General features: G+C 36.6%; 19 protein-coding genes and 2 pseudogenes. 11 read left to right on the top strand and 10 right to left on the bottom strand.

The features are described from left to right. Positions 1–28: 28 nt before the first annotated feature. Both HLH16_RS13415 and dapA read right to left on the bottom strand, forming a co-directional pair. Positions 29–634 (bottom strand): lipoprotein-34 precursor (NlpB), encoded by a 606-nt coding sequence (locus HLH16_RS13415; protein ID WP_171529703.1) that lies wholly within the window; start codon positions 632–634, stop codon positions 29–31. 13 nt (positions 635–647) lie between these two features. Then, positions 648–1,547 carry a 4-hydroxy-tetrahydrodipicolinate synthase gene (gene dapA, locus HLH16_RS13410; protein ID WP_171529702.1) on the bottom strand — a complete coding sequence of 300 codons (900 nt, stop codon included), beginning with the start codon at positions 1,545–1,547 and terminating at the stop codon, positions 648–650. A 727-nt stretch (positions 1,548–2,274) separates the two neighbouring features. On the opposite strand from dapA, the gene mhpT reads away from it, so the two are divergent. Beyond that, positions 2,275–3,480 carry a 3-(3-hydroxy-phenyl)propionate transporter MhpT gene (mhpT, locus tag HLH16_RS13405; protein ID WP_171529701.1) on the top strand — a complete coding sequence of 402 codons (1,206 nt, stop codon included), beginning with the start codon at positions 2,275–2,277 and terminating at the stop codon, positions 3,478–3,480. A gap of 277 nt (positions 3,481–3,757) precedes the next feature. Further along, positions 3,758–4,102, top strand: a pseudogene (locus tag HLH16_RS13400) (isochorismatase family protein); the annotation flags it as partial. A 271-nt stretch (positions 4,103–4,373) separates the two neighbouring features. Here the strand turns inward: HLH16_RS13400 and HLH16_RS13395 are convergent. Beyond that, positions 4,374–4,730, bottom strand: a complete 357-nt coding sequence (locus HLH16_RS13395) for a hypothetical protein (RefSeq protein ID WP_171529700.1) — start codon at positions 4,728–4,730, stop codon at positions 4,374–4,376. An 83-nt stretch (positions 4,731–4,813) separates the two neighbouring features. On the opposite strand from HLH16_RS13395, the gene HLH16_RS13390 reads away from it, so the two are divergent. The 5 genes from HLH16_RS13390 (at position 4,814) to tnpC (ending at position 9,147) form a co-directional block, all read left to right on the top strand. Beyond that, complete coding sequence (locus HLH16_RS13390; RefSeq protein WP_171529699.1) at positions 4,814–5,203, top strand: hypothetical protein; 390 nt, start codon at positions 4,814–4,816, stop codon at positions 5,201–5,203. 367 nt (positions 5,204–5,570) lie between these two features. Next, positions 5,571–6,536: a hypothetical protein gene (locus tag HLH16_RS13385; protein WP_171529698.1), complete on the top strand. Its 966-nt coding sequence runs from the start codon at positions 5,571–5,573 to the stop codon at positions 6,534–6,536. Between the two features lie 171 nt (positions 6,537–6,707). Further along, positions 6,708–7,136, top strand: coding sequence for an IS66-like element accessory protein TnpA (gene tnpA, locus HLH16_RS13380; RefSeq protein WP_004783683.1), 429 nt, complete (start codon positions 6,708–6,710; stop codon positions 7,134–7,136). Continuing rightward, complete coding sequence (tnpB, locus tag HLH16_RS13375) at positions 7,133–7,468, top strand: IS66 family insertion sequence element accessory protein TnpB (RefSeq protein ID WP_004783682.1); 336 nt, start codon at positions 7,133–7,135, stop codon at positions 7,466–7,468. Before tnpA ends, tnpB begins: the two co-directional genes overlap by 4 nt. A 74-nt stretch (positions 7,469–7,542) precedes the next feature. Further along, positions 7,543–9,147: an IS66 family transposase gene (tnpC, locus tag HLH16_RS13370; RefSeq protein ID WP_171529697.1), complete on the top strand. Its 1,605-nt coding sequence runs from the start codon at positions 7,543–7,545 to the stop codon at positions 9,145–9,147. Between the two features lie 73 nt (positions 9,148–9,220). Here tnpC and HLH16_RS13365 read toward each other — a convergent pair whose 3' ends face one another. The 3 genes from HLH16_RS13365 to HLH16_RS13355 form a co-directional block, all read right to left on the bottom strand. Further along, positions 9,221–9,685 carry a surface-adhesin E family protein gene (locus HLH16_RS13365; RefSeq protein ID WP_171529696.1) on the bottom strand — a complete coding sequence of 155 codons (465 nt, stop codon included), beginning with the start codon at positions 9,683–9,685 and terminating at the stop codon, positions 9,221–9,223. Between the two features lie 122 nt (positions 9,686–9,807). Next, complete coding sequence (locus tag HLH16_RS13360; RefSeq protein ID WP_171529695.1) at positions 9,808–10,740, bottom strand: IS5-like element IS17 family transposase; 933 nt, start codon at positions 10,738–10,740, stop codon at positions 9,808–9,810. Between the two features lie 173 nt (positions 10,741–10,913). Beyond that, entirely contained in the window at positions 10,914–11,174 is a 261-nt protein-coding gene (locus HLH16_RS13355) for a protein L (RefSeq protein ID WP_171529694.1), read from the bottom strand. 282 nt (positions 11,175–11,456) lie between these two features. On the opposite strand from HLH16_RS13355, the gene HLH16_RS13350 reads away from it, so the two are divergent. Together HLH16_RS13350 and HLH16_RS13345 are read left to right on the top strand one after the other, a co-directional pair. Then, positions 11,457–12,053 carry a recombinase family protein gene (locus HLH16_RS13350; RefSeq protein ID WP_171529693.1) on the top strand — a complete coding sequence of 199 codons (597 nt, stop codon included), beginning with the start codon at positions 11,457–11,459 and terminating at the stop codon, positions 12,051–12,053. Positions 12,054–12,055: 2 nt separating this feature from the next. After that, complete coding sequence (locus tag HLH16_RS13345; RefSeq protein ID WP_171529692.1) at positions 12,056–12,580, top strand: hypothetical protein; 525 nt, start codon at positions 12,056–12,058, stop codon at positions 12,578–12,580. A 98-nt stretch (positions 12,581–12,678) separates the two neighbouring features. On the opposite strand, the gene HLH16_RS13340 is transcribed toward HLH16_RS13345, so the two are convergent. From HLH16_RS13340 to HLH16_RS13325, 4 genes are read right to left on the bottom strand one after another with little or no spacing between them, the layout of a single operon-like run. Next, on the bottom strand, positions 12,679–13,101 hold the full coding sequence (locus HLH16_RS13340) for a hypothetical protein (RefSeq protein ID WP_171529691.1): 423 nt from the start codon (positions 13,099–13,101) through the stop codon (positions 12,679–12,681). Further along, on the bottom strand, positions 13,094–15,055 hold the full coding sequence (locus HLH16_RS13335; RefSeq protein ID WP_171529690.1) for a hypothetical protein: 1,962 nt from the start codon (positions 15,053–15,055) through the stop codon (positions 13,094–13,096). The genes HLH16_RS13340 and HLH16_RS13335 overlap by 8 nt, the downstream gene beginning before the upstream one ends. Beyond that, positions 15,048–17,048 carry a hypothetical protein gene (locus tag HLH16_RS13330; protein ID WP_171529689.1) on the bottom strand — a complete coding sequence of 667 codons (2,001 nt, stop codon included), beginning with the start codon at positions 17,046–17,048 and terminating at the stop codon, positions 15,048–15,050. The genes HLH16_RS13335 and HLH16_RS13330 overlap by 8 nt, the downstream gene beginning before the upstream one ends. 8 nt (positions 17,049–17,056) lie before the next feature. Then, on the bottom strand, positions 17,057–18,418 hold the full coding sequence (locus HLH16_RS13325; RefSeq protein WP_171529688.1) for a tyrosine-type recombinase/integrase: 1,362 nt from the start codon (positions 18,416–18,418) through the stop codon (positions 17,057–17,059). 77 nt (positions 18,419–18,495) lie between these two features. Between HLH16_RS13325 and HLH16_RS13320 the strand changes: the two are divergent. Continuing rightward, positions 18,496–18,828: pseudogene (locus HLH16_RS13320) on the top strand (isochorismatase family protein); the annotation flags it as partial. A gap of 66 nt (positions 18,829–18,894) precedes the next feature. After that, entirely contained in the window at positions 18,895–19,836 is a 942-nt protein-coding gene (locus HLH16_RS13315; RefSeq protein WP_171529687.1) for a bile acid:sodium symporter family protein, read from the top strand. The last annotated feature ends 70 nt before the right edge of the window (positions 19,837–19,906 follow it).

The raw sequence follows: 19,906 nt of genomic DNA, 5'->3' as shown, positions 1-19,906 counted from the left end.
CTTTTTCAAAAAAAAATGCCTAGTACGACTAGGCTGGCCAATTTTGGTAAATCTGGGTTAATAGTTCTGCAGCTTTTTCTTTGTCTGCAAAGCTATTATCGGCATTGAACACAGCGATGTTATTGCTTGTTCCTACAGATGTCAGTCTTAATACATAGATCTGTTGATCGACCTTAATGGTTACTTCGTAACGATTTTTACTTTGACCAACAATGGTATGGTTCAGGCTGCTGAGGGTAGCAAGTGTGTACTGCCAAATTGTAGCAGAATTTCCATCAATTTTGAGCAATGGATTTTGATTTCCATCACGTACTAATTGTGGACGACTGACATTTGTGCTGTCATCTTGGCGATCTGTTGGCACATTTGCCTGAGCTTTTTCAGGGCGAGGTAGAGCAAAACGGTTGCCACGTTTATTTTCAAGCTTGGGTGCATGCTCAATTGCAAGTGGGTCAACCATCGGAGACGGATACAATGGCGTTGCAGGTCGAACCATTGAGCCTTCAGGATATTTCAGGGGTTCAGAGGTTGCAGTATTTTTATAATCCAGTGAACCATTGCTGATTCCGATTGAACTACAACCCACTAAACTGAATGCTGAAAGTGCAAGGGTTAAACCAAAACGTAATTGCATAGTGTTGTGCTCTTTATTTAATGACACCAGAAGCGCTCAGTGCTTCACGCAACGGTGTACGATATTGTTCTGCAAGAGGAGTTAATGGTAAGCGAATACCGGTACCAATTAATCCCATTTCATGAAGTGCCCATTTCACAGGAATTGGGTTGGATTCACAAAATAGAATATTGTGTAAATTTGCAACTTTATTATTTAAAGCTTCAGCACGTTCTGCATCACCTGCGAGTGCGGCAGCACAGATTTCGCTCATTTCTTTCGGTGCCACATTGGCAGTCACAGAAATGTTGCCTTTTGCGCCCACGCCCATCAGCTGGTATGCAGTCGCATCATCACCCGAGTAAACGGTCATGTCTTTACCGTGTAATCCTTCAATAAGTGCTTGACCACGAGGAACATCACCGGTTGCGTCTTTAATCCCAATAATTTGCGGGATGTCGGCAAGGCGAATCACTGTTTCATTTAACATGTCGACGCCAGTACGACCTGGTACATTGTAAAGAATTTGTGGTAAATCAACAGCTTCAGCAATAGCTTTATAATGCTGATATAAGCCTTCTTGTGTCGGTTTGTTGTAATAAGGTGTGACCAGAAGCGCTGCATCTGCACCCAAATCTTTGGCTTCTTTGGTGAGTTCGATCGCTTCATGGGTCGAGTTCGCACCCGTACCTGCAATCACAGGAATACGTTTGTTGGCTACACGAATGATTTCGGCAATGACTTTGGTGTGTTCTGCCATGCTTAAGGTCGAAGCTTCACCAGTTGTGCCTACAGCAACAATACTATTGGTACCTTGTGCTATATGCCACTCAACGAGCTTTTCTAGACCCTTCCAATCTACGCTGCCATCTTCAAACATCGGAGTGACGATTGCGACAATTGAACCTTGGATGATCTGTGCTTGCTGAGTCATTTTGAAAAAATATCCTATTTGTCCATCCGGCTGAGGTAGAAAAACATAAATTTGGATGGGTGCGTATTTTGATTTATAGCAATTTCACTACGATTAAGCGTAATTGAATAATGCTTATGCAAATTATGAACGAACAAACGATGAAGAACAATATGCTTTAGTCAAACCATATAAAAACTTTATGAAAAGCAATGGAAAAATTTACTGAACAATACAAAAGTCACGTTTTTTAAATTTGGGTTCACTAAAATTTTGATCAGCATCGTTGTAACTGCCTACTTGTTATAACTCAAAAGTGCCGTTAAAGCTGTCATAAAAGTGCTTTAAAGCCAATCACATCGGTAATTCCGGGTAAAAACATCAGGATTTAAGATTTAATAAAGATAAGAATAGACTTGAAAGCTATATAAACCAAGAATTTAAACGACAAATATCATCATTAAAAACTTGGGTAATAATTAGTTAAAACTATAAATAGATTGCTGCACTTTTGCGATGGGCAGACGCTCTTGGATTGAAATCATTATTGTATGGTTCACTTTTTCACCCAGATTAACTCCAGATTAATTGTTTTTGCGACTATGAGTTATTGCATTTAAAAACGTTAAATATCTATTATTTTTATCCATAAATTGTGGATTGTTCCACTTATTGGTAGTTATGTGTATTTCCAGACTCATGGATGATGACGCTCTATTTTGGACACTGATTGAACAAGGATTTTCCAATGGAAAGATCAGATAACAGACATTCCGTCATTACCGTTGCGATTTGTTTTTTAATTGCAGTGATTGAGGGATTGGATATTCAAGCGGCAGGTATTGCAGCAGCCGGTATTCGTGAATCTTTTGGCTTAGATAGTTCTCAATTGGGGGTGTTTTTTAGCGCAGGGATTTTAGGCTTACTGCCTGGTGCACTGGTCGGCGGTCGATTTGCAGATCGTATTGGTCGTAAGAAAGTCCTGATCTGGTCGACAGCAGTGTTTGCCGTATTTACTTTATGTACGGTTTGGGTGAACAGCTTTAACAGTTTGCTGGTAGTGCGTTTCCTGGCGGGTGCAGGTCTGGGCGGTGCGATGCCGATTCTGATCACGCTGGCTTCTGAAGCCGTATCGCCAAAAAATCGTGGTCGTGCCGTGGGCCTGATGTACTGTGGTATGCCGGTCGGTGCTGCGATCCTGTCATTAGTTGCCGCGACTGAATTCGGTGCCAACTGGAAGAATGTGTTCTACTTGGGTGGTTTATTACCGATTTTCGTGATTCCACTGATGATGCTGTTCTTGCCTGAGTCGAAAGAATACCTGAAAGCACAGAACAAAACTGCAGCTGAACTTGCCGCTGCCCCACAAGGTTCATTCAAGGATCTGTTTAACTCGAATAACCTGTTACGTACCCTGTGCATTTGGGTCAGCTACTTCTTCACGCTGATGGTGGTTTACATCATGCTGAGCTGGTTACCATCATTGTTTATGGAACTGGGTTTCACCCGTAAAGATGGTTCAACTGCACAGTTCTACTTCATGGTCACTGCAACGATTGGTACTGTGATTCTAGGTATGCTGACGGATCGCTGGAAAAAAGCTTACGTGATTCTGTTGATGTACGGTGGTATTTTGGCAGGCCTATTGGCATTGAACGGTGCAAGCTCGCTGAACCAGATGTATATGGCTGCAGCATTGGCCGGTGCCTTCGTGATTGGCTGTCAGGGCGTACTGTATGCCTTCGGTAGTATCGTTTATCCGACCGAAGTGCGTGCAACAGGCGTTGGTATGGCATCAGCCGTGGGACGTATTGGTGCCATGTTAGGTCCAGTGATTGCAGGTCAGTTATTGACTGCAGGCTTCGGTGCAGCAGGGGTTATTACCGCAGCGATTCCATGCATCATTATCTCGGCAGTATGTATGCTGATTCTGGTCAACCGCACAAAAGTGTAAGATTAAAAAGATTTAAAAAAGCCTGCATTAGCAGGCTTTTTTTATGGTCAGAAATTAAAAAATTATCGTGTCATTGCTAGGGGGAATTTTCTTTATTTCTTACCGATTGAGAGGAAATAAAAACGAATCCTTCATTTATTATTCATTGCAAAATGATGCAGATATTGAGCTGATTGCAAGATTAGTCCGAATGAACAGTCATTGTATTTTTATCGCTAGCGCTAAAAATCCTCTACTATTTTGCGCTATGCTTGGGCGTAAATCGATATTTCAAGGGATGAAAATAATGCAGAATGCGGCTTTGATTGTGGTGGATGTGCAACGAGGATTTATGCCGGGGGGTAATTTGGCTGTAGCGAATGCCGATCAGATCATTCCGAACATTAATCAATTGGCGCAGTGTTTTGACAATATTGTGATTACCCAAGATTGGCATCCGGAAAATCATATTTCATTTGCTGAAAATCATCCAGCTAAACAGCCTTTTGAAACGATCAAATTAGATTATGGGACTCAAGTGTTGTGGCCTGCGCATTGTGTTCAAGGCACGCCAGATGCCGAATTGCATCCAGATCTCAATTTACCGATTGCACAATTGATTATTCGCAAAGGTTTCCATTCTTCCCAGTGTATATAAGCAATATATGGAATTTTACAATAAGAATATGATTTTAAAGGTAAAATATAAGAATAATAGCGAATTTCCAATTATCTTAAAAAATTCCATATAAAAATTAAAAAAAACTTCATTTCTGATGGTAAAAATTCCATATAAGAAATGTTTTAAATTACTTAATTTCAATTGGTGGGTGCAGAAAAAATGTGGATTTAAACTTAAATAATAAGAAGATAAAAGTATTCTTACTAACAAGGCAGTTGAGCCTATTAATTCTTTATGGACTTAAAGAGCCTGATATTTTAAAGTCACGTTCTAACATCCAACCTGATGTATCTTTCCCATTCTTGTCTATGTACATGATATAGAGCCATGTTTTATTTTCATTCTTAAACTCTTGATATGCTACAACTGAATCTTTCGGAATAAGAAATAGTTGTTTAATCTTACATTGTGCTGATGGTGCAGAATGAAAATAAGTTCTGAATCCTTTTTGACCTTTAACAACAAAACTATATTTAGTTCCATACATAATACTATTGTCATCTGCAATCTTTGAAAGTTGAGAGCAAGTAAGTGCAGAAGCTTTACCACACACAATAAGCAGTGTAGTTATTAATGCTATTTTTTTCATATATTTAATCAAATTTTATGGAAAATTTAGATTATGATTCTAAATCAGTAAAAATCTAAATCAATGCAGATGGAAAAAATAATATGAAATATTTTATAATGTTAGTTTTATCAATTGTCTGTGAAACTGCCTATAGTGCGCCTATGAATGAAGATGCGACTATCTGCTATAAATTCTCAAATGATAAACTAGTTAATAAGTCTAGCTGTATCGTTTCTAGTGGATATGGTGCAGGAGGTTCTTATACTTCTATTGAGCAAAGTGGAAATACTTATTCCATAGAAACAGAAATGTGTTACAAAGCAAAAACAGATGATTATGAAGAATGTGGAACATCACTAAACAATGTAGAAGCTAATTTTTACTATAGAGATTTATTTTATAAAAAAATAAGTGATATGAGCCTAGTTTCTGATAACTCACTAAAATGCTTCATAACTAAGAATAAAAAAATAGATATTTGCTACAAATAAAATGCTGTAGGTGAATAGAAATTAATTAGCAGGGCAATCATAATCATGCTCATTCATTCACGTAGACAGAGCATAGGGTATGTCCACTCAGACTGAGGACATGCTTTACTACACTAAGCTGAAAGTTTAGCTCACTGTAAGCGTCCGCTGAACCCCCACTTTTCTTATCTGCTCAACATCCCGATAGTTGCTATCATGGAATTATGTATAAACCTTATATTGAAATAAAAGGGAGCTTATAGAGATATATAAAAATGAAGGCTTTATTTGAATAGAAATTAAATTTCAGGGGAGTTGTGCTGTTTCATTCATCTAGATAGAGTAAAATTTTCTTTAACTTTAAAATAATACTTTGAGTAAATTTTTAATGAATATCAATTTAAAAATAGCTTTATTAGCTTTACCCATCTGCATATTAAGCACAAGCAGCCAATCCAGAATTTTTGATATATATCCAAACCCACACTTAACAGACCCATCTTTAGAAACAACATTCGTTTCTAAATTGAGGAATACAAGTATAGAAGATATGGATAAATTGATAGAAGGTGAATGTAGACAATATAGAGACTATGTTTATCTATCAATTCAAAATTGGGATTTAGCAAAATTTAAACATAAGTCATTAGATGAAGCTGAAAATTATTCTCAACGACTAACTGTACAAATTCCATATCAACAATCTAATCAATATACCTTCCCTTTTGGTATAAGAACTTATATTGAAAGCGAGAAAATACTTAAGAACTCTGTACTTAATCGAACAGAGCCTTTAAAACAAAAAGAACTAATAGATGATATGTACTACACATGTATCCAAATGAATAATCAAAAGTATTTTATACTCTTAACTTCAGATAGATACATTGTTAATAATCAAAAGATTTTTCTTACTGAAAATGAGTTATCACAAAAACTTAGTTCAAATAAGTCGTTCTTAGAATTAAAACATACCCCATCTGAAAAAGATAAAATCACTCCATCAAACATAGGGAAAAAAATTAATTTCTCAGAAAAAGATCTTTTAGCTGCAACTACTTTAATTAATGATGATATAAAAAACCATTTTACTTTAAGCACAACTCGTTGGATTGACTATAAAAAAGCATCAATAGATATGCAACTCAGCTTTGATAAATTTATGAAAGAGGGAGGGAGAAACAAAAACTTTGCTGTAATTGCGTCTAGTGTGAAATATCAAAGTCTACAAACTGAAAACTTTAAGAATATAGAAGTCAGAAATGTACAGACATTAGAAAAGCTTTTTGAAAATACTTCAAAAGATACTTTAGAGGAAAAATTCAAAGGTATATTGAAGAGCTTTAATTACTGATAAAAATAGAAAGATATATAACCTATCATTAGACTTATACAGCTCACTACACTTAAAAGGTATTAAACCTATAATAAGCTAGGAAAAAATGTAAGCGTCCGCTGAGCCCCACTTTTTCTAACTCATTAATACCGCGATAGTGTCCACTAAAATTTAAGTGGACACCTATTTATGGATTTAAAGACAGTTATAGACACTGCACCAACGCTAAAAAAGCCCCGTCGAACCTTCACGGCTGAATTTAAACATCAACTTATTCAGCAATGCCAGCAGCCAGATACATCGGTGGCTAAGGTCGCAATGCAACATCAGATCAATGCCAATCTGTTACATAAATGGATTCGTCAGTCCAGATCAATGGTTCCATCATTAACAATCTCATCCATTCCACAGACCGACTTCCTTCCCGTCATTCTTCACCCGACGCCAGTCAAACAAGAAGCACCTCCGCCACCTGTGCCAGAGAAGAAAGCTACCGCTCATATCAGGATTCCATTACATGATGAACAAGGTTCCGTAAGAGATCAGATGATCGAAATCGAATGGCCGGTGGAGTCTGCAACTGAATTACTGCTTTTACTTCAGGGCTTGATCAAATGATCCGTATCGATGAAATCTGGTTGTCTACCCAGCCCATGGACATGCGTGCGGGTATGGATACGGCCATGGCGCAGATTATGAAAGCCTTTGGCTCAATCAAACCGCATTGCGCCTACCTGTTCTGTAATAAACGTGGCCATCGTATGAAAGTGCTGGTACATGATGGACTGGGCATCTGGCTGTGTGCCAGGCGGCTGGAACAGGGAAAATTCCACTGGGCTAAAGTTCACCAGGGTGAAAACGTAGCTCTCAGTCCAGAACAGTTACAGGCACTAATTCAGGGTTTGCCCTGGCAGCGCATTGGACGACAGCAAGTGGTAACAATGCTCTAAACTAGGCTGCTACATTCTGCTATTCTCCAAACGTTCTATTTCCTCTGCGTCATGACCTCAGGCATACTGCGGTCATGAAAATGCTGCCTGATTTAAGCCAACTGACCCATGAACAACTGCTGGAATTTACCCGGCAGTTGGCGATGCAGCATCAGTCTCTGGCACAATCAAATCAAGAATTAGAAAAATCAAACCAGCAATTGGATGCCAAAGTTCAGCATCTTTCTATTCTCAATCAAAAATACGAGCATGAACTGGCGCTGTTTAAAAATCATAAATTCGGCAGTAAAAACGAACATCTTACCGCAAAACAAATCCATCTATGGGACGAAGCGGTCGAAGAAGATATCGCAGCCGTTGATCTAGAATTAGAACGATTAAATGCAGATAAAACCGATGCAGCGACACAGAAAGCCACAGTCAACAAACCTAAACGTCGACTGCTGCCAGATCATCTACACACCATCCGTATTGAGCATGAACCTGCATCAACCCAATGCAGTTGTGGCTGCCAGTTACGTCGTATCGGCGAAGATATCAGTGAAAAACTGCATTTCAGACCGGCACAGTTCTACAAGGAACAGCATGTCCGTGGCAAATGGGTCTGTGATCAGTGCGACACTCTGACTCAGCAAGCGATGCCTGCCTATGTGATTGATAAAGGCATTGCTTCACCTGAATTGCTCAGCCATGTGCTGGTATCGAAGTATGCCGATCATTTGCCGCTGTACCGTCAGCGCCTGATCTATCAGCGGGCGGGCATTGATCTGTCCAGATCTACTTTATCTGACTGGATTGGTCGCTGCGGTGTGGAACTGGAACCTCTGGCCAATGCCTTAAAACAGGTGGTGCTGCAACAGCGGGTGATCCATGCCGATGAAACGCCGGTCACCATCATGCGGATGGGTGATGATGAGAAAAAACCGAAGAAAGGTTATGTCTGGGCCTATGCCACTACACAGTACAATCCAGTTCAGGCAGTGATCTATGACTTTCAGGATAGTCGTTCAGGTCAGCATGCTGAAGCGTTCCTGAATGGCTGGCAGGGTCATCTGGTCTGTGATGATTACAGTGGTTATAAAGCACGCTTTAAATCAGGCCAGGTCATTGAGGTGGGCTGCATGGCACATGCACGTCGTAAATTCCATGAACTGCATGTGACCGGGAAAAGTCAGATCGCTGAACAGGCATTAGTGCTGATTCAGAAACTGTATGCCATAGAAGCAGAACTCAGGAAAAAGACCGATGGTACAGCAGAACATCGCCGCGAATACCGGCAACAGCATAGCCAACCGGTGATGCAACAACTGTATGAATGGCTCAACCAACATTATCTGGCGGTGCCATCGAGTTCTCCAACTGCCAAGGCGATCAATTACAGCCTAAAACGTTGGCAGGCACTCTGCCGCTATCTGGATGATGGCAATTTGCCTATAGATAATAACTGGATTGAAAATCAGATGCGCCCCTGGGCGGTGGGACGTAAGAACTGGCTGTTTGCTGGCTCGCTGCGCAGCGGCCAACGAGCTGCCAATATCATGACTTTAATCCAGTCAGCAAAGCTGAATGGACTGGATCCGTATGCCTATTTAAGTGATGTGCTGAAAAGGCTGCCGACGCATAAAGTCACCCAAATAGAAGAATTACTGCCACACCGCTGGAAATCCGACCAAAATTAAAAAATAGGCATGGGATTCAGCGGACGCTTACGAAAAAATCAGTAAGTCTGTTTAATAAATAGTATTAAGCAATCTATATTGAGTTAGATAATTTCCCGATACAAACACGTTTATATATTTTTTGGTTAACATTTGAATTTTTAATAGATGTAAATTCAAGATCATCATAGAAATAGATAATCTCTCCAGTATCTCCATCCATTCCTTTAATATTGTTATATGCCCCTACAAAATCACTGTTTGAGGTCATTCCACTATAATAAGTTGCTTGTCCCATTGCTAAAGCTTTATAAGGACAATCCACAATATAAACTTTAATTGCTGATTGATAGTTTTTTGCATATTCATCACTTATCTTACGAGTATGTTTGTCATAAACCACTACTTTCATTAGATTTTTATCTATTCTTTGAATTGATTTTTCATCAAGATACTGTTTAAAAGAATAATTATCACTATCAACTAATAATAATTTAGGTGTATATGCGATAGCAGGAACTGAGAAAAATAATAACGACCATAAGATAAGCTTATTCATTAGAGAAATTTTCTTTTAGATTTATTAAAAATCAAACTATAACATAGGATTATTTTTTATTACTGAAAGGGGCTTTGTTGCACAAAGATTTGAAATGCAAAGCGCCCCTAATTGAGCCAAATTTAAGGCGTAACTTGGGTAAGTGGTCGACCTAATTCCGTAAATCTGTTGAGGACTGCTACACGTGCATGAATTTCATTCACCTGACTAGGAAAGCTTCTTGCCATTAATTTATCGCCTAATAATTTGATGCAATGCATCTTGGTTTCCACCAAACTGCGGCGATGATAGCCTGACCATTTTTTCCATAATGTCCTGCCTAAACGTTTAACTGTTCGAAGTAATTCATTTCGCTCTAGCGAGCTACTCTTTGTATCTTTCCATGGTTTCGCATTTTTTCTAGGTGGAATCACCGCATGTGCTTGCCGATCTGCAATGACCTGACGGCATTGCTTGGTGTCATAAGCTCCATCGGTATAAACAGAGTCAATCTGCTCATCTTGTGGAATCTGATTAAGTAAATCACCAAGCACCTGTGAATCACTGACATTATTGGTTGTGAGCTGAATAGCGCGTATTTGTAGGGTTTTGGCATCTATACCAATATGTAGTTTACGCCATTGGCGACGATATTCAGCTCCATGTTTCTTGCGTTTCCATTCGCCCTCACCTAGAAATTTCATGCCTGTAGAGTCTACGAGTAGATGCAGCCCATCGCTACTTTTTTGGTAGCTGATTGCAATATCAATATGCTTTTGTCTTCTACAAAGCGTACTGTAATCTGGTGCGGTCCAATTTAATCTGCAAAGTTTAATCAGACTTTGCACAAAGCCAGTGACCATACGTAAAGATAGACGGAATAAGGATTTAATCATTAAGCAGCATTGGATAGCTGCGTCGGAGTAGGTTTGATTTCGCCCTTGTTTGCCTTTTGATGGAGCATACCATTGCGTAGCAGGATCAAACCAAATGGCAATATTTCCGCGACTCATGAGTGCTCGGTTATATGCGGGCCAATTGGTTGTGCGGTAGATTTTGTGTGTAGGCTTCTTCATTTGAAAATTATATCGCTGAAAAAGCCTTTACAGATAGGTTTGTGCAACAAAGCCACTGAAAGGCTTAAAAAGCTTTTAATGTAGATCATTGGCATAGGAATTATAATTCACTACCATCATTAGACTATAGTTCATTTTCACTGGTTAGCCCATTCGAAAATGGGCTATGTTCTTTATGCGAATTTATTACCTTCAGTATCAGTTCTGATGATAAGTTTCCAGACTACCTTTCCTTGATCAGAAGTATGTTGATGCTTATTCTGAGGTGGAAAAGGGTCTCCTTTATTACTAGTAATTTCTTTATTACATCCTAAGCACTTATATATACCTGAATATGGCACAGTATCTCCAACTCCATAAGAAGCAAGCCAGTGTTCCTTATCAGAAGTTACCCTTTGTAAGTATTGTTCTGTTTTATTTGTATAAGCAGCCATAATTTTCATACTCTTTAGTTTAAAATTTAATAGCTTACATGGATGCTGATCAAAGATAATTCAACTTAATAATTAATCTTTTAAGAAATAATTAGCTTAATATTTATCAATATCTACCTATCAATATCTACCTATCAATATCTACCTATCAATATCTACCTATCAATGAACTATACTCAATAGATAACAAAATTAAATGATAATTTGTTTATCAATAGACTATAAAAACAAATTAAATGATAGTATTGTCATAACACTTAATAAAATATAGTTAAATGAGAAATGACTACTAGAATATATGTACGTGCCAGTACCAAAGACCAAGATGCAGAAAGAGCATTAGATGATTTAAGAGAGTTTGCTAGAACCATTAAAAAAGATGATGTGAAAGAGTATGTAGAGAATGAATCAGGTACAAAGCTAGATAGACCTGTATTGAATCATTTGCTCGATGATTCAGAGAATGGAGATACGTTATTAGTTGAGAGCGTAGACCGCTTATCTAGGCTTTCTCAAACTGACTTTGATGTATTGAAAGGACGTATAAAAGAAAAGGGCTTAAAGCTAGTTGTTGCTGATTTGCCAACAACTCACATGCTTGTTAGCTCAACTGACAACATCACAGGCTCTATTCTAACTCTTGTAAACAATATGCTCATAGACTTATTGGCTACTATGGCTCGATTAGACAATGACAAGCGTAGAGAGCGAATTAAACAAGGTTTGGAGAGAAGCGGATACAAGCCTACAGGCAAGAAAGCTGACACAGTAAAACATGATAGAATCAAAGAGTTAAACAATAAAGGCTTAACAAAAGAAGAAATAGCAAAAGCTGTAGGTTGTGGCGTTGCTACTGTATATCGAGTTTTAAAGGGGTGACTATGGAAATTTGTACTGTAGATTGGAAAGCAATATCAGGATTAGTATCTGCCATAATAGGAGCAACAGTAGCTTGGGCTATATCTGAAAAATGGCGAGGTCAAAAAGCTAGTGAAGAAATATCAAAAGAATGTAAAGAACTATGGACTAAATTAGATGAACTTGAAAAGCTTTATAATATATTAGATGATCTAAGAGAATTGCCTGTTGGATTAGAATATAAATCCAATATTAAAGACAAATTTGAAATTAGAAAGCTGTTCTTTTCTAATGTTAAAGAATGGACATATCTTAATTTATCTAAGCTTGAATATATTAAAGTTTTAACCAATAATGATGAAATATTAGTAAAAAACGTAGATTTACTAACTTCAAACTTAGACTCTTTTTATACTCAAAGATTACTTCAACGCTTTATTAATGATAATGATCTTCAAGATCATGTTAAAAATAATGAAGTTTTATCAAACATAAAAAATCTTAAGAATAGCCTAGTTCCATTTATAAAGTTTTCTAAAAGCACATAATTCACCTATACGTGTTGTACGTGAGAGAATGATAAAAATAAGCTCAGGCAGTCAGCACACTTAAGGTTGGAATACGAATAATTTACAGGCTCACAAATTCAATTTTTCATAAAATCAAGAAGATTACTTTCAGTGTTTTTACCGCCTTGTAATTGCTTTTGAAATTGCATATTACGATACATCTGTATGTTTAATTGAGCTAACTGCTTGTCATATTTGTCTTGAAGTTCTGCTAACTGAGTTTCTAATTCCTTAATCCTTTCCTGAGCTTCTTGAAGTTTACTATCCCGAATATCTACTGTTTCAGTTTCGCTTTTACCTGTTCTACGAGCTTCTGCTTCGGCTATTGCAACTAGCAGCTCAGCTAACTCAGGTCTAGATTTCTTAATAGCTCCACGTTTACGCCCTGCTTCCAAAGCAACTGTATCGTTATTAATGGTATATGGTGGCTTAACAATGCTCGGTTTCCCATCAATTAGACGTTGAAGGGCATTTTCAAAGTTTTTAATTGCCTTAGACATCAGAAACCTCAACTTCAATTACATTAACTTTATTTAATACTTTATCTATAGCATTTATCTCTATTTGCAACTGTTTATTGGTAATAGAATCAGGTTCATACTTCTGCAACCGTTGTAAAAAGGCTTGCTTTGTCTTTTTCATAGTTTCTTTAGATGATGAATCGAAAATTGCATCCTTGCAATTAAGGCAAACTGTAATATAAGAAAAACCTAACTTGTCACATGCCCCTATTTTAGCGCATCCTCCTAGATAGGTCTTTTTATAAGCCATTCGTCCTTCTTCAAAATGCTTATAGGTAGTCTTTTTATTCTCTAAATAGTAAGGTCCATCAGCAGTAAGTTTAGATAAATGTATTCTTGTACCTTCTCCACCAAAGAGGAGATCGTTATTATTCAGCACTTTTTCTTCGTATTGGACAAATTGGTATCTAATATTTTCTTTTCTAAACTCGGTAACTATCTTTTCTTCAAATAGATTTTGAGCTGAACCTGCCTGATTTCCATAATAGGTTGTCATGTCTATTGTGAGGTGTTGTAATTGTTTCTTTAAGGATGGAAATTGAATATAACCACTCCTTACCCCGTAAACCACTAATGATCTGCGGAATTGGTGAGATCTAAATACCCAGTTTTTTCCAATCTCTAATTTATATTCTTCACCCCAATCAATGAGTGGGTTGAAATGAGTTAGCTCATCAAGGTCAGATTGCCTAAAATCAATATTTTTAATTAGTTGATTAATAGCAACATCTATTTTTTCTGCAATCAGTGGGGGATAATCAAAAATAGGATGACTACCTTTAATCTCATCGAGTTTTTTATGCACATAATTCGGCAAGAGAGGATAGTCTTCTAATGATAAATCTGTATATAAATTTTTATAATCACTATATTCTTTACATATAATTCTCAATACTTTTAAAGCATCAATAACAGGTTTAATAAGCTCAGAAGTAATCCATGTGACTCTTTTTATCCCCTGATTAGAAGTTTTAGCTGTGTATGCTGTTAAGGTATAGATTTCTCTATCTCCAATTTTAGAGGTATTTAGACAATCAACTCCTAAAGATTGGATCTCAGATTTACGCATTCCACTAAAGCAAGCTATTAATAAAAAACCTATTATTTGTATTTGAATTAAACGAACAATGAATGAAGAAGCATTCGTTATTTCAAATGCATTATTAAATTCTAAGATCCCATGTTTTTTAGCATTTCTAGAAAAATGGGCTGTAGACCTTAATTCCATTGGACTTAATGTGCTATAAACCTGATTTACAAAATATTTTTCAATTTCAGCAGAGTGCTGATTGAATTTCTCAAAAACATCTAAGCCTGACTTAATAAATTCAGAGTAAATACGATTTGGAATTAAGATAGTTTGCTTTCTATCTTTTACAGCTTGCCCCATTAGCTTTTTTACTTTATGCATAAAGGCATCATCAAATCCAAAATCCTCTATATCGAAAAATAATCCTGTAGAATTAATTAACTGCATAGCACCATAATATTGCCCTACAGTAATTTCTTTATTCACTCCAAGTTTTTCTAATACTTGATTTTTAGCAATACCATTCTTTTTAAGATATAGAAAACTAGAGATATTTGATTTAATAAATAAGGTTGCAAAATATTTTACTTTTAAATATTTCCCAACAATTGTTCCAAATGCCAATACATCTTTTATTTTTTCAGAATAAAAGATCTCATAATAAATTATTAATTTAAAGTGGTATATCGTTTCAGCATTTAAATCTAAACCTTCTTCTGTGAAATCCAAGTGATCATAAGTTGAATGCCTTGACTTCAAGTGTCTAAAATCCCAGATAGAGTCCCCAAAGCGGCTTAAAACATTACCTTCTGCATCAGGAGTAACAGGTGCAAGGTCATCAGGAAGTTCATGAGATATTTGAATAGGCGAGTGATAGCTTAAAAATTTATCTAAATTAAGCATAGAATTTTGCCCCTAATTCGATTAATAGATTTAAGTGATCTCGCCAATAATCATCAAAATCTCCCGATTCTATGGTATTAGCGACAGAGATAAAAACTTCTTTAGTTTCAGGATGTTTATCTAATAAAATTTTTAATATCTCATTAATTCTTCTTGTTACAATAATAGCTTCTTCTGTTTTATCAGACATATTTAATATCTTTTTTAAAGACATTAACTTTTTAATGTCCTCTTGATCAGAATGCACAACATATCCTTTACAAAATAAACATGAGGCAGGGTTTGAACAACTTGGTTCTTCTAGATCATCAGAAAAACCTGAATTGAGGACAGGTATAGAATTTATACAACTTCCAACAGGAATTTCTTTTCCTTCTATATTGATATTAACATCAACAACTTCTTCATTTTTTCGATATTTATTTGCAATATTATCATATACATGACTAAAGAAGTCGGTGAGTTGTTCACTGTGTTGCTTATCAGTTACTTCACTATAATGCTTAATAACTACTTTAGGCGTATTTCCTAATTTCTGACTTGCTGCTGATGCACTATTAGTAACTGTTAAAATAAAATTACTAACTGTTTTTCTAATAACAGGGGGATTAATCCACCCAAATTTTGGCATATATAAAGATAGCCATCTTCTGTAATTTACAGTATCTTTACCTGAATATGTTTCAATATTTTCAAAGGAATTATATGTTTTTGGTCTAGTATCTAATGATAAAAACATTTTATCTATTTTATTATTAGATACCAATGATAAAACCCAATCTCTGAATTCTTTATATTCATGTATTAAAGGTAGCATTTTTACACTAACTAAAAGATTAGTAGCTTTATAGCCAGCTCTAGGTTTAATTATAGTTACCTTAAACCCCTTAATAGAAGGTTTATAATCTGAAAGTTCTTTCTCTCTTAGGGTATATATTTGAGCAGGATTGATTGAGGATTCACAATAGAAACACATTGCAAAAGCTGCTACAGCATAGTTAATTAATTTTGCTCTTTCTTGGAATTTAATAGCATTACTTTGATTAACTACGTCTTTTAAGGTGGTTTCATAATATTTCTTAACAAAACTTCTATACCCCTTGAGGGACATTTTACCAACTTTTTCAACATCAATTTGTTGGATTCTTTTTTCAAGTTCTTCTTCATTAACAATATAGCCATTATCATCGAAATAGGTTTTTCTAAATGTTCTTAGAAATCCATTTGTAGGATAATGGACGATTGTTTCTTCACTAATATCTTCCTTAAATATAAATGGAAAACCTTTATTTTCCATTAAGAAGGCTTTGAGAGATAAAAAAACTCGTTTGTTAATTTCATAGAAATAAGTTAGTTCATCATCACTCACTGGTTTTATATTAGTCTCGCCATGAGAACCCTTTATTGTAACGAATGAACCTTTGAATTTAATCAAATCTTTATTATGAAATATACATATTAATTCAGCAAAAATGGCTTGTCTTTTTTGTAACTCGGAAAACCCTTTTTGATAGTCGGGAGAAGCCATCTTTCTTGCTTTTTCTAAGAGCAATGCTTTAGTGTATTCCCCATAAGCCTTACAGCATTGATCGTAGTCGTTAAAATCAAAGTCTTTTAAGTGTTCACAATAATACTTTGTAAATGATTTCAATCTCCAATGATAACTACGAGTAGTGATTGATGCACAATTGCTTAACTTACTTCTAATAAACCGATCTAATACCGCTTCTAGTGTTTTATCAAGACTTAACTCTACCACTCTGGCTGCATGCGTCAGATATTCAGCTTTGGTTTTGTTTTTATAGCAAAGACTACCAAAATCAAGCCAAGAATCTACTCCCTTGCTATTCATTGCAACGACAACTAAATTCCTGAATTGATATTCAGGTAATTGGCTCATGTCGGCGAATGTTTCAGTTTTTATATAAACAATAGGTCTATCTGTATAAAGCTCTACAAGAGTATTTTTATCAAGGTCTAATGGGATATTCATATCTTAAATTATCTGTTGCTTAATCTATTTAACGATTCTGAGAATGATGTGTTGGCATTAACAATAGTTGAGGTATGTGTTGCGTGTTCTAAATATCTCATTGTGGTAGTGATATGCCGATGCCCCATACGCTCTTTAAGGTAAATTAATGCTTGGTCATTATTAAAACCACTGGCAAGCATAGTTTTTAACGTATTTATGCCAAAGGTGGCTCGAAGATCATGAAATGTAAAAGGATTTACTTTTATTTCATTCTCATTCAGTTTTTTCAGCATTTGTGTAATATGGACACGAACAGATAGACCTTGTTTCTTCTTAAACCCCTTCCATGACTTAGCTCTGCGTCTATCCTCTACTTCTTTATCGCTTGTGTAATAAGAATCACCTCTAGCAGTAAGAAATAAATAATTTTGATCACTGACACCGTAATAACTTATCTCTGCTCTCTTTTTCCAAGCTCTCGATTTACTATACGCGATAAGTTCGTCAACTAACCATCTAGGTATTTTTATAGTTAGCTGTGTTCCATTTTTCGTATCAACAACGGTATTAGAACCAACTTTTAAAGAGTATGCATCATCAAAAGGATCAGGCTTCTTATTCTTTAATTCAATAATATTAAAAACTCTTAGCGTACATACAGTTTGAATTCTTGCTCCACTAAATAAGGCGATATAGCACATTAATTGGAACTCTCTACTGGCTGTATCTCTCAAATACCGTTTAACGTATTCTTGTTCAGTATCAGTTAATGGGTGTAATTCACCTTCATCAACAATTGCATCAGCAGAAACTTGTCTTTTACTTACACGTATAGCAAGGTCAGAAGTTTCAACTTCTAACTCAAAGGGACGACCAAAATCTGTAGAAACAGTAATTCTTGTTCTAATTTCTTCATAGGGAAAATTGCGTAAGCTATCTTTATGAAATAATTGGTTTTTGATACAGAAATCATAAAACCTTAAAACTCTATTCATTTTCCCTCTGGCTGTACTAGGCCTTAATAATCCTTGCCTAATTCTTTGACGTAAAGAAGCATGGTATCTATACGTTACCCTTTCATTTTGATTAAAAGGTAGATGCAAAACATCTAGCCCTGTGTGTTCCATGAATTGTAGAAAGTCTAGTAAGCCATTACTCATTGACTCTAAAGTGGAATCCACTACAGATTTGGTAATTAATGAATCCTGTAAATAGACGCTTGCTAATTCCCAAACAGTATTATCGCCTTGAATAATTACAGGCATCCGTAATGTAAAAGGACTGTCTTCTGAGTCGTCTTCTTCGGCTACAAAAGAATATCTTTCAATCCAGTCAACACGAGCTTTAGAATTGTAGTTGTGTGATGTTTTTGTTGTCCGTTTACGCATACGAAATTCCATAAATTCCATAAATTCCATATTTTATAATATATACAGTGTAGTTACATATTGCAATATATACAGTAGCACATATCGACAGTTATTCTGCTTTTATGGAAGCGGATCAGAAAACCTCAACCGGTTTGGCCGGTTATTTAAAAGAACGTGGCATTGATACGGTATTTATAGTTGGTATTGCCACAGATTTTTGTGTGGCGTGGACGGCGATGGATGCCTGTAAATTAGGCTTTAAAGCTTATGTGGTTTCAGATGCGACCAAGGGCATTGACCTTGATGGTTCATTGCAACATGCCTGGCAAGATATGCTTGCAGCAGGGGTAAAACGTATTTTGGTCAAAGATATTATTCAGCAAGCGGCATCAAAAAGTGTGCAGTTAGGCGAAAGGAATCGTCAATAATTTCTCCGTGCTTGTTGTAGAAGGTAACATTTAGCCCAAATGCTAGAATAAATATTGGATTGAATCATGTCAGCTTTTTTGCGCTTTACGCAATTTATTCAAAAAACCTTTGCGCTGTGGGTCGTGCTATTTGCAGGTATTGCTTTAATTGTGCCCGAAGCTTTTGTCTGGCTTAAAGTTTATATCATCTGGATGCTGGGCATTATTATGTTCGGTATGGGCATGACCATGACAGTGGATGACTTTAAAGGGGTATTACAAAGTCCTAAAGCGGTTGTGATTGGTGTGGTCGCACAGTTTGTGGTGATGCCGGGACTGGCTTATCTGTTGTGTCAGTTATTTCAGTTACCACCCGAAATTGCGATTGGTGTGATATTGGTGGGGTGTTGTCCGGGGGGAACAGCATCGAATGTGATTACCTATATGGCTAAAGGCAATACCGCTTTATCCGTTGCCTGTACCTCGGTTTCGACTATTTTAGCGCCTGTGTTGACGCCTGCTATTTTTTATCTGCTAGCCAGCCAATGGATTGAAATTAATGCCATGTCAATGCTGGGGTCAATTTTGCAAGTTGTATTGTTTCCGATTATTTTGGGTTTAATCGTTCGTTCAGTACTAAAACAAAAAGTCGATGCCTATATTCAAGTGATGCCACTGATTTCCGTGATTGCGATTGTTGCCATTGTGGCGGCCATTATTGGGGGCAGTAAGGCGCAAATTTTGGAATCAGGTTTACTGATTTTAGCTGTAGTCGCGTTACACAATGGTTTGGGTTGTTTATTGGGTTTTTGGGCAAGTCGACTGTTTAAGCTGCCTTATGCGGACAGTAAGGCCATTGCCATTGAAGTCGGCATGCAAAATTCAGGGTTGGGTGTGGCTTTAGCGGCAGTGCATTTCGCTGCATCACCGATTACTGCTGTGCCGAGTGCTATTTTTAGTTTATGGCATAACATTTCAGGGCCCGCATTGGCGACGTATTGGGCCAGTAAAGCCAATAAAACGAAATAGTGGTTTAATAAAATCTCTATTTTAAATAGACGAAAAAAAGCCGAGCACATAAGCTCGGCTTTTTTATGAA

This window comes from Acinetobacter sp. ANC 5378 (genome assembly GCF_013004315.1).
In the GTDB taxonomy this organism is placed as follows: Bacteria; Pseudomonadota; Gammaproteobacteria; order Pseudomonadales; family Moraxellaceae; genus Acinetobacter.
Note: the sequence above shows the minus strand (reverse complement) of the source record. Positions and strands in the feature narration are given on the sequence as shown.